We start from the raw sequence: 12,974 nt of genomic DNA on the forward strand, positions 1-12,974 counted from the left end.
CGGGCCGGCCTCACGCGTTCGGGTCGAACGAGATGCCGGACGGCTCGGCGATGGACAGCGCGTAGTTGAAGTCGCTGTCCCTGATCTTCAGCGTCGCCGAGCCGAAGTCCGCGGCCAGGAGCTTGTCCTTGAGGCCGGCCGGGTAGCCGTTCCAGCCCACCAGACGCGGGTAGAACCAGTTGCCGGTGGCGTTCTCCGCGGGCTCGTCGTTGGTGTTGGCGAAGCGGAAGTCGTGCGAGCCGATGCCGTCCTTGTGGTAGACGATCTTGGGGTGTGTGCCGTCGAAGCGCACCCCCGAGGCCGCCGACACCTGGTACGCGGAGTGCTGCGACACCGACACGTACTGGACCGTGTTGTCCTTGATCCACACCACGACGTGCTCCCAGTCGTGGGTGTGCCCGATCGCCGCCGGGCCCAGGGTGACCTGGTCCTTCTCGAAGTAACTGGCGTACATCACCGCGCACCAGTCGTTGTTGCACTTCGTGCGGGAGTACGTGTTGGCGTTGTTCAACTGGGCCATGTCGTGGCAGTGCCCGTTGACGTCGCCGCCGAGCTTGAGCCCGGGGTTGATGGTGCCGTCCAGACCGATGGCGGCCGTGGCGTAGCAGCCGTCGCCGTCGTAGTCGTAGGCCGGGGAGAAGGTCTGCTCCTGGCCGTCGGCGTTCTGCGGGAGCAGGGTGAGCACGTTGGCCTGGGCGGCCGTCGCCTGCCCGATCACGAGGGCGAGCGCACCGAGGACGGTGACGACGGCGGAGCGGCGAAGACGCCGGCCGCGGGACTTCGGGGCTCTCGCAGGGCTGGCGGTGGGGGGTGTCAGTTCGGGCACGCCGACTCCAGTTCTGGGCTGTGGGGGCGCTACTGGATGCGCCAGGTCCAGACCTTCGCAGTCGGATGTGCACACGTCAACACCCTTGCGGTGTACGGGCTTTGGCGCACCGCTGAACTCTCCTGCCTGTGCTTTCCCTGTGTTCCCACGGCTCTTGGCGCGACCATGGCCCTCGGCGAACAGGTGCGCTAATTTGAGGTCCACGGCACAGGTGAATGGGCACCCGTGGCGAATGCGGGAGGTTCCGGTTGACCCCGGCACAGCTTCGGGCCTTCGCTGCGACCGTCCGCCTCGGTTCCGTGAAGGCCGCCGCGGCCGATCTCGCCGTGACCGAGTCGGCCGTGTCGATCCACATCGCGCATCTGCGCAGGGAACTCGGCGACAAGCTCTTCGCCCGCACGGCCAACGGGCTCGCGTTCACGCCCGGCGGGCTGCGGCTGGCCAGCCGGGCCGCCGAGCTGCTGGGACTCCAGGACCGCACGATCCTCGAAGTGAGACAGGCCGGCTCCGCCCGACGGTTGCTGCGCGTCGCCGCGTCGAGCCTGTTCGCCGAGCACGCGGCGCCCGGACTGATCGAACTGTTCGCCGGGCGCGCCGACGACCTCGACGTCGAACTGAGCGTGCACAGCCCGCAGAACTTCGCCTCCCTGCTGCTCAACCGCTCCGTCGACGCGGCGGTCGGGCCTCGCCCCGCCACCCTCGACGACGCGATGACCTGCACGCCCTTCCTCAACTACCAGGTCATCGCCGTCGTAGGACCCGACCATCCGCTCGCCACCGCGGCGAGTGCCGGTGCGGCCGAACTGCGCGGCCAGACCTGGTTGTTGGGGCCCTCGGCGGTCGGGCGGACGGGCATGGTGCCATCGGTGCTTCGTCGGCTGGGCATCCCCGAACACAACCAGCGGATCTTCCAGAGCCATGCCGCGTCCGTCGACGAGGCCAAGCGCGGCAAGGGAGTTGCTCTCGCGGTCGCCTTCGCCGTGACGAAGGACCTTGCCGAGGGTGACCTTCGCCAACTCGCCGGTCCCCAGCTTCCTGCCCGTGGCTCTTGGAATCTGCTCACTCTTCCCGATCGTGAAGCGGCGTCCACTGCCGCGGAGTTGCGGCGGTTTGTCACCACGCCGCGGGCTACGCAGGCGATGTTGCGTGGTGCGGGGGTTACGGCGGGGCGGTTTCGGCCGGCGATTCATGTGACGTTGTGGAGTTGAATGCTCCGATGGGTCTGTAGTCGTTTTTCCGCGGGCCGGTGGGGGCTGGGCGCGCAGTTCCCACCGGCACTGGGAGGCGCGCTCCGCGCAGCCTCCCGAGCTTTGCGATCTCGGCCGGCACTTGTAGCAGTGCGCCGAAGCTGTCGGCCGGTAGGAGCAGGTCGATGTACGGCAGGGCCGCCGCCATCGTCGTCGTGCAGGGGGCGAAGCCGGGGGCTGCGGCTCGGGGGTTGAGCCAGATCACCGTGTGGGCGCGGCGGCGCAGCCTGGCCATGACCGTGGACAGTCGGTGCGGGGGATCGCCGTCCCAGCCGTCCGAGGCGATCAGTACGACCGCGCCGCGCAGGGCGCCGCCGTGGTGCGAGGCGAGGAGTGTGCCCAGGCAGTGGGCGATGCGGGTGCCGCCGAACCGGTCGGTGACCCGCTCGGTCGCCTCGTCGAACGCCTCCTGCGCCGAGTGGTGCGCGAGTACCGGTGTGAGCCGGGTCAACGACGTCGCGAACGCGAAGACCTCGGCACGGGACGTCAGTGCGAGGGCCCGCATCAGGTACAGGTATGCCACCGTCTGGGCCTGCATCGACCGGCTCACGTCACACAGCACCACGACCCGGCGCGGCCGGTCCACCGGCCCCGCCCGGACCAGGCGTACGGGCTCCCAGCCGGTGCGCCGGGCCTGCGCCAGCGTCTCCCGGACCGCCACCCGATGGCCGCCCGCCCGCACGGTGAGGCGACGGGTGCGGCGCACGGGCCACTCCCGCAGTCGCGCCTCCAGCCAGTGGCCGAGCAACTCGGCCTGTTCCGGGCTCAGTTCGCCGAACGGTGTGTCCACCTCGGCCGCCAGATCGCTCGGCAGGCGCTCGGGCATGGTGAGGACGTGGTCCGCACGGTGGTCGGCGGTGTCCACGGCGGGCGGCAGGGTGATCCACGGCAGACCCGAACCGCCGACGGGGTCACCGCCGCGGGGGTCGGCGCCCCCGGAGTCCTTGCCGCCGACCCCCGCCTCCTGCCCGTTGCGGCGCGCGTTCGGGTCGAGGGCGAGAACGGACTGTCCGAAGACCGCGTCGAAGACCTGGTCGAAGCGGGCCAGTTCGGGATGGTCGCGTACGAGGGTGACGCGCGCCGTCCAGTACAGCGAGGTGCGCGTCACGGGCGGGGCCGCCGCGAGCGCGAGCACGAAGTCCCGGGCGGCGGTCGGACCCACCGGCACGCCGTGGTCCCTGAGCCGGGCGGCCAGTGCGGTGGCGAAGGCGGCCCGGTCGACGGCGGGCAGCAGCGGACCAGTCGGTGTCGTCGGACCAGTCGGCGTCATCGGACCAGCAGATAGACCACCACTGCGATGACGACGGCCGCGACGACGACGGGGATCAGCCGCTTGTACACCGATGCGCCGGCCACACTCATCAGGTTCAGCGGCTCGGCCGCCGCCGGCTGTGCCACGGGTGCCGGAACCGTCTCCGGCACCTGCTCCGCCTCCGCCTCCGGTTGGTCCTGCGTCGCCAGCAACTGCGTCTCCACGTTCGCCACGAACTGCGCGAACAGCTTCTCCGAGATCTCCTGGATCATGCCGCTGCCGAACTGGGCGAGCCTGCCGCTGATGTTGAGGTCCGTGCTGACCGTCACGACCGTGCCCGCGCCCTCGCCGCGCAGCCGGGCGTCGACCGTCGCGGAGGCGTTGCCACCCCCGCGCATGTCCTTGCCGGCCGCGCTGATCACGGCGTGGTGGGCACTCTCGTCCCGTTCCACGAAGCGCGCCGTTCCCGTGAACTGGCTGATCATGGGCCCGACTTTGACCTTGACCTTGCCCCGGTGGACATCGCCGTCGACGCCGGTGAGTTCGGCGCCGGGCATGCACGGGGCGAGGGCCTCCAGATCGGTGAGCGCCTGCCAGGCCCGCTCGACCGGCACACCGACGCTGAACTCGTTGTCGATCTTCATGGTCTCCTCGCTTCTTCGGGATAGCCGAGCGTGTCGAGGGCCCCGACGACGGCGATGCGGTCGTCCGGACTCTTGGCGACCGTGCTGAGCGTGCGGACGATGTCGTCGCGGGCCAGCCGCGCGACCCGCAGCGCCGCGAGGGCGGAGACCCAGTCGATGGCCTCCGCCATGCCGGGCGCCTTGTCGAGGTCCAACTCCCGCACCCGGCCGATGAATTCGGTCGTGGACGCGATCAGCGGCTCGTTCGCGGCCGGTACCGTGCGGCGCAGGATCTCCGCCGTGCGTTCGGGCGTCGGGAAGTCGATCCAGTGGTAGAGGCAGCGCCTGCGCAGCGCGTCGTGGAGTTCCCGGCTGCGGTTCGACGTGAGCACCACGACGGGCGGTCGTACGGCGGTGAAGGTGCCCAACTCCGGGACGCTGATGGACCGTTCGCCCAGGAACTCGAAGAGCAGCGCCTCGAACTCGTCGTCGGCCCGGTCGATCTCGTCGATCAACAGCACGGGCGGCAGCGGGCCTTGATGGCGCACCGCCCGCAACAGGGGCCGGTCGAGCAGGAATTCCGCGCTGAACAGATCGGCGTCGGACAGCTCTCGCCCGTGCGCCTCGGTGAGCCGGACGGCGAGCAGTTGGCGCTGGTAGTTCCGCTCGTACAGCGCCTCGCCCGCCGTCAGCCCCTCGTAGCACTGGAGCCGGATCAGCGGGGTGTCCAGGGCCTTGGCGAGAGCCTTGGCGGCGCTGGTCTTGCCCACGCCGGGCTCGCCCTCCAGCAGCAGCGGCCGGTCGAGCAGGGTGGCGAGGAGGAGGGCGGTCGCCGTGCCGTCGTCGACGAGGTGGCCGACCTCGTCGAGCCGCCGCCGTACGTCGTCGGCATCCGTGAAGAGTTCGCTCACCCGGTGGCCCGCCCACCCGCGGACCAGCGGTCCCGGCAGCCCGTCCCGCAGAACCAGAACTCACCCTCGCCGGTGGTGAGATGGGGTGTCTCGGGGCTCACGGTCACGGTCATGCCGCACACCGGGTCCACGGCCTGGGAAGGGCGCTCGGGCACGGGGGCCTTGGCCGCGTGGACGACTCGCACCACGTCCGCGAGGATCGACAGCGCGATCTCCGGTGGTGTACGAGCGCCGATGTCCAGCCCGGCGGGAGCCTGGACGCGGGCCCGTTCCGCCTCCGTCAGGCCGAGTTCGTCGAGCAGGGCGGCGGCACGGCGGTGGCTGGCGACCAGGGCGATGTGCCCGACACCCGCGTCGAGGGCGGCGCGCAGGGACTCCGCGTCGCCCCGGCCCTGTCCGGCGACGATCACCGCCGCCGTGTACTCGGAGGGCGGACCATCGGGCAGTGAGCGGGCCGTGGCGTAGCCCAGCAGAGCGGCGAAGGCTACGCAGGCCTCCGCGACAGGGGTGGTCCCGACGACCTCGATCAGCGGCGGCGGCAGCACCGGCTCCAGGAAAATCTCCAACGCGCCGCCGGACAGGCAGGGGTTGATGACGACCCGCGCCCCGGGCGTCTCGGGGAACTCGGCGTCCCCCTGCGGCAGCACGCGCAGCAGCAGCGGTCCGCCGTCGTGCAGGGCGCCCAGCGCGGCCGTACGGACGGAGCCCTCCGCGCACTGGCCGCCGACGAAGCCGTCGATGGTGCCGTCGCCGTGGACGATGGCCTCGTCGCCCGGGTGCGCCGAGGCGGGTGCCTGGGCGCGGACCACGCGCGCGTGGACGAACGGCACGCGCCGCTCGGTGAGTTCGAGCGCGCGGGCACTCAACTTGCCGGTCATCACAGCCACCTTCAGATCGGCGGAGTCGGTCGGCCCTGCATCGCCTCCCACACCCGCGAGGGTGTGAGCGGCATGTCCGCGTGCCGGATGCCGTACGGCTTCAGCGCGTCGACCACCGCGTTGACGATCGCGGGCGGCGAGCCGACCGTCGCGGACTCGCCGACCCCCTTGGCGCCGATGGGGTGGTGCGGGGACGGAGTGACGGTGAACCCGGTCTCCCAGTCCGGGACTTCGAGCGCGGTCGGGATCAGATAGTCCATGAGCGAGCCGCTGAGGCAGTTGCCGTCCTCGTCGAAGGAGATCATCTCCATCAGCGCCATGCCGACGCCGTCGGTGAGCCCGCCGTGCACCTGCCCCTCGATGATCATCGGGTTGATCCGGGTGCCGCAGTCGTCGACGGCGACGAAGCGGCGGACGGTGACCTTCGCCGTGCCCGGGTCGATGTCGACGACGCAGATGTACGCGCCGTGCGGATAGGTGAGGTTCTCCGGGTTGTAGCAGATCTGCGCCTCAAGACCGCCCTCCACACCCTCGGGCAGATCGCCCGCGCCGTGCGCCCGCATCGCGATGTCCTGGATGGTGACCGAGGCCTCCGGGTCGCCCGCGACATGGAACGAACCCTTCTCCCACTCCAGGTCCGCGACCGACACCTCCAGCATCCCGGAGGCGATCAGCCGTGCCTTGTCCCGCACCTTGCGGGCGACCAGCGCGGCGGCGGCGCCCGATACGGGGGTGGAACGGCTGCCGTAGGTGCCCAGGCCGAACGGTGTCTGGTCGGTGTCGCCGTGCACCACGTCGATGTCCTGGGGCGGGATGCCGAGTTCCTCGGCGACGATCTGCGCGAACGTCGTCTCGTGTCCCTGCCCCTGCGACTGCACCGAGAGCCGTACGACCGCCTTGCCGGTCGGATGCACCCGCAGTTCGCAGCCGTCGGCCATGCCGAGGCCGAGGATGTCCATGTCCTTGCGGGGTCCCGCGCCGACCGCCTCGGTGAAGAACGAGACGCCGATGCCCATGAGTTCACCGCGGGCCCGCTTCTCGGCCTGCTCGACGCGCAGCGCGTCGTAGCCGGCGAGTTCCTTCGCCAGTTCCATGGTGGGCGCGTAGTTGCCGGAGTCGTAGACCCAGCCCGTCTTGGTGCGGAAGGGGAACTGCTCGGGCCGGATGAAGTTCTTCATCCTCAACTCGACCGGATCCATGGCGAGTTCGTACGCGAGACAGTCGACGATCCGCTCGATCAGGTACACGGCCTCGGTGATGCGGAACGAGCAGGCGTAAGCGACCCCGCCGGGCGCCTTGTTGGTGTAGACGGCGGTCATCTTGCAGTGGGCGGCCTCGATGTCGTAACTGCCGGTGAAGACGCCGAAGAAGCCGGCCGGGTACTTCACGGGTGCGGCCGTACCGTTGAACGCGCCGTGGTCGGCGAGGACTTGGGTGCGGACGGCGAGGATGCGTCCGTCGCGGGTGGCCGCTATCTCGCCGCGCATCACGTAGTCGCGGGCGAAGCCGGTGCTGATGAGGTTCTCCGCGCGGTCCTCCATCCACTTCACCGGCTTGCCGGTGAGCAGCGAGCCGACGATCGCGCACACGTAACCGGGGTAGATCGGCACCTTGTTGCCGAAGCCGCCGCCGATGTCGGGGGAGACGACCCGGATCTTGTGCTCCGGGAGTCCGGCGACGATCGCGTAGAGGGTGCGGTGGGCGTGCGGGGCCTGGGTGGTGGACCAGAGGGTGAGGCGTCCGTCGACCTGGTCGAAGTCCGCGACCGCACCGCACGTCTCCATGGGGGCCGGGTGCACGCGCGGGTAGACGATGTCCTCGGTGACCACGACGTCCGCACGGGCGAACACCGCCTCGGTCTCTGCCTCGTCGCCGGTCTCCCAGTCGAAGCAGTGGTTGTCGGCCTTGCCCTCCAGGTCGTCGCGGATGACGGGCGCGTCGGGGGAGAGGGCGGTGCGGACGTCGATCACCGGGTCGAGCGGCTCGTACTCGACGTCGATCAACTCCAGTGCGTCCCGGGCCGCGTAGCGGTCTTCTGCCACGACGAAGGCGACCTCCTGGCCCTGGAAGCGGACCTTGTCGGTGGCCAGGACCGCCTGCACGTCGTTCGAGAGGGTCGGCATCCACGCCAGGCCCTTCTCGGCGAGCATCGCGCCGGTGACGACCAGGCGGACCTTCGGGTGGGCCTCGGCGAGGGTGGTGTCGACGGAGAGGACCCGGGCGTGCGCGAACGGCGAGCGCAGGATGGCCAGATGGAGCATGCCGGGCAGATCGAGGTCGTCGACGTAGCGGCCCTTGCCGCGGACGAAGCGCGGGTCCTCCTTGCGCAGCATCCGGCCGTGGCCGCAGGGCTTCTTGTCGTTGTCGACGAACGCGGTGCGGTGGCCGTTCTCGGAGACGGCGGTCATGAGGCGCTCCCCGAAGCCGAAGCCGAAGCCGAAGTGGCCTGTGTTTCCAGGGAGGTTCGGGTCCCGGCCTCCTCGGCCGCCGCCCACCGGACGGAACGGACGATGGTCGCGTAACCGGTGCAGCGGCAGATCTGCCCGGAGATCGCCTCCCGGATCTCCGTGTCGGAGGGGTCGGGGTTGCGGTCCAGCAGCGCACGCGCGGTCATCATCATGCCGGGGGTGCAGAAGCCGCACTGGAGGCCGTGGCACTCGACGAACCCGCGCTGTACCGGGTCGAGTTCACCGTTCTGCTCGAGTCCCTCCACGGTGCGCACCTCGTGCCCGCCCGCCATCGCGGCCAGCACGGTGCAGGACTTGACCGGTTCGCCGTCCAACCACACCACGCACGTACCGCAGTTGCTGGTGTCGCACCCCCAGTGGGTGCCGGTCAGCCGGAGGTGGTCGCGCAGGAAATGGACCAGCAGCAGCCGCCCCTCGATCTCCCGGGTGACCTCTTCGCCGTTGACCGTCATGCTGACCTGCACGATCACACCTCCTGTCCGTCGATGCGGGCCACCGACCGGCGCAGCACGCGCACGGTCAACTCCCGTGCCAGATGGCGTTTGTACTCGGCGCTGCCGCGCCGGTCGGTCACGGGGGAGCAGGACTCGGCGGCGATGTCCCCGGCCTGTCCGTAGAGTTCCTCGGTCGGGCGCCGGCCGCGCAGGGCGTCGGCGATGCCGGGGATGCCGGCCGTGTTGGGTCCCACGGCGGCGAGCCCCACCCGGGCGTCGGCGATCAGTCCGTCGCCGTCCAGCCACACGGCGGCACCGGCCGAGACCACCGCCCAGTCACCGGCCCGGCGTTCGACCTTCTCGTATGCGCTGGACCCGTTCGGGCGCACCGGGAAGCGGACCTCGGTGAGGATCTCGGCGTCGCCCACGGCGGTCTCGTACGGGCCGCGGTGGAAGTCCTCCATGGACACCACCCGTTGGCCGTCCACGCCCTGGATCACGCAACTGGCGTCGAGCGTCGTACAGACCGCGGAGAGGTCCTCGGACGGGTCGGCCTGGCACAGGGAGCCGCCGAGCGTGCCCCGGTTGCGCACCACGGGGTCGGCGATGACGCGCTCGGCGTCACGGAACACCGGGAAGGCGGCGGCCAGTTCGTCCGACTCCAGCAGCTCGCGGTGCCGGGTCATCGCGCCGATGCGGATCAGCCCGGGCTCGACCCGGACGTAACCCAGTTCGTCGTGCAGGTCGTTGATGTCGATCAGGTACTCGAAGTTGGCCAGCCGCAACTTCATCATCGGGATCAGACTGTGCCCGCCGGCCACCAGCCGTGCCGTGTCGCCCAGTTGGTCGAGGAGCGCGACCGCCTCACCCACGCTGCCGACCCGCTGGTACTCGAACGGAGCGGGAACCTGCATACCGCAATCCCCCTGTCCTGCACGGCAGTTGGCCGGTCGGCCGGGTGCCGTGTCCGGGCCTCATTGGGCGCCCGGCGGACAGGGGTGTCAACGGCTGGTTAACCGTTCACTTAAGTTGCCTGTCCCGGGGAAGCGGGCACGTCGTCGAGGAAGTCCGCGGAGGGGACGAAGAAGAGACTCCCGGTGACGGCCGTGGAGAAGTCCAGGATGCGGTCGTGGGACGCGGAGTCGGTGCCCAGGAACATGTTGCGCAGCATCTGCTCGGTGACCGAGGGCGTGCGGGCGTACCCGATGAAGTAGGTGCCGAACTCGCCCTGTGCCGCGCTGCCGAACGGCATGTTGTCGCGCAGGATCTTCCGTTCGGTGCCGTCCGGGCCCGTGATGACGTTGAGCGCGATGTGCGAGTCGGCCGGTTTGACGTCGTCGTCCATCTCCATGTTGGTCAACTTCGAGCGTCCGACGGCCCGTTCCTGCTGCTCCACCGTCAACGCGTTCCAGGCCGCCATGTCGTGGACGTACTTCTGCACGATCACATAGCTGCCGCCCGCGAACTCCGGGTCCTCGCCGCCGACCACCACCGCCTGGCGGGCAACGTCCCCGACGGGGTTCTCGGTGCCGTCGACGAAGCCCAGCAGATCGCGCACGTCGAAGTACTGGAACCCGGACACCTCGTCGCGCACGACGACCGCGCCGCCCAGCCGGCCCATGATCTCGGTGACCAACTCGAAGCACAGGTCGGCCCGTACGGCCTTGATGTGGAACAGCAGGTCGCCCGGGGTGGAGACGGCGGTGTGGCGGTCGCCGGTGAGTTCGCGGAACGGGTGCAGCTCGGCGGGGCGCGGACCGTCGAACAGGCGGTCCCACGCCTGAGATCCGACACCGGTCACGCAACTGAGCCGCCCGTCCGGCGCGCGGAACCCGATGGAACGGATCAACCCGCCCAGATCGCCGAGGAGTTGGCGGACCGTCTCCTCGCCGCCCGGCTCCACGGTGACGACGAGGAAGGTCGCGCTGGGAGTCAGGGACTCCAGCACCGCCTGCGTGGTTGGAACGGTCCCCTCGCCGCCGACGGTGCCGTCCGTGCTCTCCACCGAGCCGTCAACTGTCATGTACTCCACGCCTCCGCTGCGTTCTCCGAGGCGCCCGGCGGCACCTCGGAACTCAGCCGAGTTTCCCAGTCCGCGCGTCCTGCCACAGATCCACCCCGCCGTCGACGGCGTACGAGTCGATCTCGGCCAGCTCCTCGGCGCTGAAGTCGAGGTTGTCCAGCGCGGCCACGTTCTGTTCGAGCTGTTCCGTGCGGGACGCGCCGATGACGAGCGAGGTGACCCGCTCGTCGCGCAGCGCCCAGGCGAGCGCCATCTGCGCCAGGGTCTGACCGCGCTTGGCCGCGATGTCGTCGAGCGCGCGCAGCCGCCGCACCATGTCCTCGGTCAGCCAGCCCGCGTCGAACGACGTGCCCTGCGCGGCCCGCGACCCCTCCGGGATCCCGTCCAGGTACCGCCCGGTCAGCAGCCCCTGCGCCAGCGCCGTGAAGCCGATGACCCCGAAGCCCTCGTCCCGCGCGGCGTCGAGCAGCCCGTCGTGCTCGATCCACCGGTTGAGCATGCTGTACGACGGCTGGTGGATGAGCAGCGGCGTGCCCAGCTCACGCAGGATCGCGGCGGCCTCGCGGGAGCGCTCGGCGTCGTAGGAGGAGATGCCGACGTACAGCGCCTTGCCCTGGCGGACGGCGGTGTCCAGCGCGCCCATGGTCTCCTCGAGCGGGGTGCCGGCGTCGAGGCGGTGGGAGTAGAAGATGTCCACGTAGTCGAGGCCGGTGCGTTTGAGGGACTGGTCGAGCGAGGCCAGGACGTACTTGCGGGAGCCGCCGCCCTGGCCGTAGGGGCCGGGCCACATGTCCCAGCCGGCCTTGGTGGAGACGACCAACTCGTCCCGGTACGGCGCGAGGTCCTGCTTCAGCAGCCGGCCGAAGTTGGACTCGGCGGCGCCGTAGGGCGGGCCGTAGTTGTTCGCCAGGTCGTGGTGGGTGATGCCGAGGTCGAAGGCGCGCAGCGCGATCTCGCGCTGCGTCTCGAACGGGCGGTCGTCACCGAAGTTGTGCCAGTAGCCCAGCGAGAGCAGGGGAAGGTCGAGCCCCGAGCGGCCCGTGCGGCGGTAGCGCATCGTGCTGTCGTAGCGCCCCGGATCTGCGATGTGGTTCACCGCGCCCACTCTGCCCGCGCTCGCTGCGCGCGTCCAACCGATCCCCGTCATCGGATTCAGCAGCGCCGACGCATAATCCGGCGGCGGATCGCTGAGCGGACCGCTGCTGTTCGACGGCCCCTCGTTCGTCCCTAGGGTCCTTTTCATGAACTGCGACATACCGGCGGGCGTCGATGCGGTGGGCGTCGACGAGGAACCGCTGCGGATCGGCGTGCGCGTCCCGCCCTGCGACCGGGCGGACCGGGTGGCCCGGACCGTACGCCGGGCCGAGGAGCTGGGCTTCGACCAAGTGTGGCTCCCCGACTCGCAGTTGCTGTGGCGGGACGTGTTCACCACCCTCACCGCCGCGGCCTTCGCCACCGAGCGGATCGGCCTCGGCACCGCCGTCACCAACCTGGCCACCCGGCACCCGTCCGTCGTCGCGTCGGCCGCCCGCAGCGTCGCCGAACTCGCGCCCGGCCGGTTCACCCTCGGCCTCGGCGTGGGCAACAGCTCCGTCGCCCCCGTCGGCCTGCGGCAGACGGGCTCGGCGGAACTGCGCGAGGGGCTGGGCATGCTGCGGGCCCTGCTGGACGGGCGCGAGTGGGACTTCGAGGGGAAGATCCGCTCCCGGCTGCGCGATCCCCAGCCGTCCGTACCGCTGCACCTGGCGGCGAGCGGGCCGCGCAACCTGCGGCTCGCCGGTGAGATCGCCGACGGGGTCATCCTGCTCAGCGGAGTCTCGCCGCGTACCCTGGCGGCCGCCACCGCCCGGGTCCGGGAGGGCGCCGAGGCGGCCGGCCGGAGCGGCGGGACGCTCCCGGTGACCGTGTCCGCGTTCTGCGCGGTGACCGACGACATCGAGGCCGACGCCCGCCTGATCAAACCGATCTGCGCCTCGATCGCCCAGAACGGCGGCGCGTCCTTCCTCGCCCTCGCCGGCATCGACGTGGACGTGCCCACGACGATCGAGGGCGTCTACCCGGACCTCGTGCACGCCGAGGACTGGGACGCGGCCGTGGAGATCTGCTCGGCCTGGATCAGCGACGAGGCGGCCGTCCGCTTCGCCGAGGAGTTCTGCCTCTTCGGCACGGCCGCACGGATCACGGACCGGCTGCGCACCCTGCGCGCGTCCGGGGTGACCGATGTCTTCCTCCAGCACGTCGGCTCCTACGACCTGCCCACCGACCTGATCGAGACAGTCGGCTCCTCGGTCCTGCCGGCCCTGCGGCGGTGA

Annotated in this window: 12 protein-coding genes; 2 read left to right on the forward strand and 10 right to left on the reverse strand. The window is 70.7% G+C overall.

Annotated features, from left to right (window positions below; all coding sequences use genetic code 11):
• Positions 1-10: 10 nt before the first annotated feature.
• A complete protein-coding gene (locus OG223_RS49220; protein ID WP_329265866.1) occupies positions 11-718 on the reverse strand; it encodes an NPP1 family protein in 708 nt (235 codons plus the stop codon).
• Positions 719-1,074: 356 nt separating this feature from the next.
• Here OG223_RS49220 and OG223_RS49225 point away from each other — a divergent pair, with 356 nt between their 5' ends.
• On the forward strand, positions 1,075-2,034 hold the full coding sequence (locus OG223_RS49225; protein ID WP_329263909.1) for a LysR family transcriptional regulator: 960 nt from the start codon (positions 1,075-1,077) through the stop codon (positions 2,032-2,034).
• On the opposite strand, the gene OG223_RS49230 is transcribed toward OG223_RS49225, so the two are convergent.
• The 9 genes from OG223_RS49230 to mgrA all read right to left on the reverse strand — a co-directional run bounded on the left by OG223_RS49230 (position 1,985) and on the right by mgrA (position 11,758).
• Positions 1,985-3,343 (reverse strand): vWA domain-containing protein, encoded by a 1,359-nt coding sequence (locus tag OG223_RS49230; protein ID WP_329263911.1) that lies wholly within the window; start codon positions 3,341-3,343, stop codon positions 1,985-1,987. The two genes, OG223_RS49225 and OG223_RS49230, sit on opposite strands and share 50 nt — an antisense overlap.
• Complete coding sequence (locus tag OG223_RS49235; protein ID WP_329263913.1) at positions 3,340-3,969, reverse strand: SRPBCC family protein; 630 nt, start codon at positions 3,967-3,969, stop codon at positions 3,340-3,342. The genes OG223_RS49230 and OG223_RS49235 overlap by 4 nt, the downstream gene beginning before the upstream one ends.
• Complete coding sequence (locus tag OG223_RS49240; RefSeq protein ID WP_329263915.1) at positions 3,966-4,859, reverse strand: AAA family ATPase; 894 nt, start codon at positions 4,857-4,859, stop codon at positions 3,966-3,968. Before OG223_RS49240 ends, OG223_RS49235 begins: the two co-directional genes overlap by 4 nt.
• Complete coding sequence (locus OG223_RS49245; protein WP_329263917.1) at positions 4,856-5,737, reverse strand: XdhC family protein; 882 nt, start codon at positions 5,735-5,737, stop codon at positions 4,856-4,858. Before OG223_RS49245 ends, OG223_RS49240 begins: the two co-directional genes overlap by 4 nt.
• 11 nt (positions 5,738-5,748) lie before the next feature.
• Entirely contained in the window at positions 5,749-8,145 is a 2,397-nt protein-coding gene (locus tag OG223_RS49250; protein ID WP_329263919.1) for an aerobic carbon-monoxide dehydrogenase large subunit, read from the reverse strand.
• A complete protein-coding gene (locus tag OG223_RS49255; RefSeq protein WP_443073813.1) occupies positions 8,142-8,675 on the reverse strand; it encodes a (2Fe-2S)-binding protein in 534 nt (177 codons plus the stop codon). Before OG223_RS49255 ends, OG223_RS49250 begins: the two co-directional genes overlap by 4 nt.
• Complete coding sequence (locus tag OG223_RS49260) at positions 8,672-9,553, reverse strand: FAD binding domain-containing protein (RefSeq protein WP_329263922.1); 882 nt, start codon at positions 9,551-9,553, stop codon at positions 8,672-8,674. The genes OG223_RS49255 and OG223_RS49260 overlap by 4 nt, the downstream gene beginning before the upstream one ends.
• A 110-nt stretch (positions 9,554-9,663) precedes the next feature.
• On the reverse strand, positions 9,664-10,662 hold the full coding sequence (locus OG223_RS49265) for a Dyp-type peroxidase (RefSeq protein WP_329263924.1): 999 nt from the start codon (positions 10,660-10,662) through the stop codon (positions 9,664-9,666).
• A 52-nt stretch (positions 10,663-10,714) separates the two neighbouring features.
• A complete protein-coding gene (mgrA, locus tag OG223_RS49270; protein WP_329263926.1) occupies positions 10,715-11,758 on the reverse strand; it encodes an L-glyceraldehyde 3-phosphate reductase in 1,044 nt (347 codons plus the stop codon).
• A 145-nt stretch (positions 11,759-11,903) separates the two neighbouring features.
• Here mgrA and OG223_RS49275 point away from each other — a divergent pair, with 145 nt between their 5' ends.
• Entirely contained in the window at positions 11,904-12,974 is a 1,071-nt protein-coding gene (locus OG223_RS49275) for an LLM class flavin-dependent oxidoreductase (RefSeq protein ID WP_329263928.1), read from the forward strand.

The organism is Streptomyces sp. NBC_01478 (assembly GCF_036227225.1).
Taxonomy (GTDB): domain Bacteria; phylum Actinomycetota; class Actinomycetes; order Streptomycetales; family Streptomycetaceae; genus Streptomyces.

Bases quoted from the DNA above. Each gene is read 5' to 3' on its own strand.
- OG223_RS49230 (WP_329263911.1), bottom strand. From the start codon at position 3,343: ATGACGCCGACTGGTCCGACGACACCGACTGGTCCGCTGCTGCCCGCC.
- OG223_RS49235 (WP_329263913.1), bottom strand. From the start codon at position 3,969: ATGAAGATCGACAACGAGTTCAGCGTCGGTGTGCCGGTCGAGCGGGCC.
- OG223_RS49245 (WP_329263917.1), bottom strand. From the start codon at position 5,737: ATGACCGGCAAGTTGAGTGCCCGCGCGCTCGAACTCACCGAGCGGCGC.
- OG223_RS49250 (WP_329263919.1), bottom strand. From the start codon at position 8,145: ATGACCGCCGTCTCCGAGAACGGCCACCGCACCGCGTTCGTCGACAAC.
- OG223_RS49260 (WP_329263922.1), bottom strand. From the start codon at position 9,553: ATGCAGGTTCCCGCTCCGTTCGAGTACCAGCGGGTCGGCAGCGTGGGT.
- OG223_RS49265 (WP_329263924.1), bottom strand. From the start codon at position 10,662: ATGACAGTTGACGGCTCGGTGGAGAGCACGGACGGCACCGTCGGCGGC.
- OG223_RS49275 (WP_329263928.1), top strand. From the start codon at position 11,904: ATGAACTGCGACATACCGGCGGGCGTCGATGCGGTGGGCGTCGACGAG.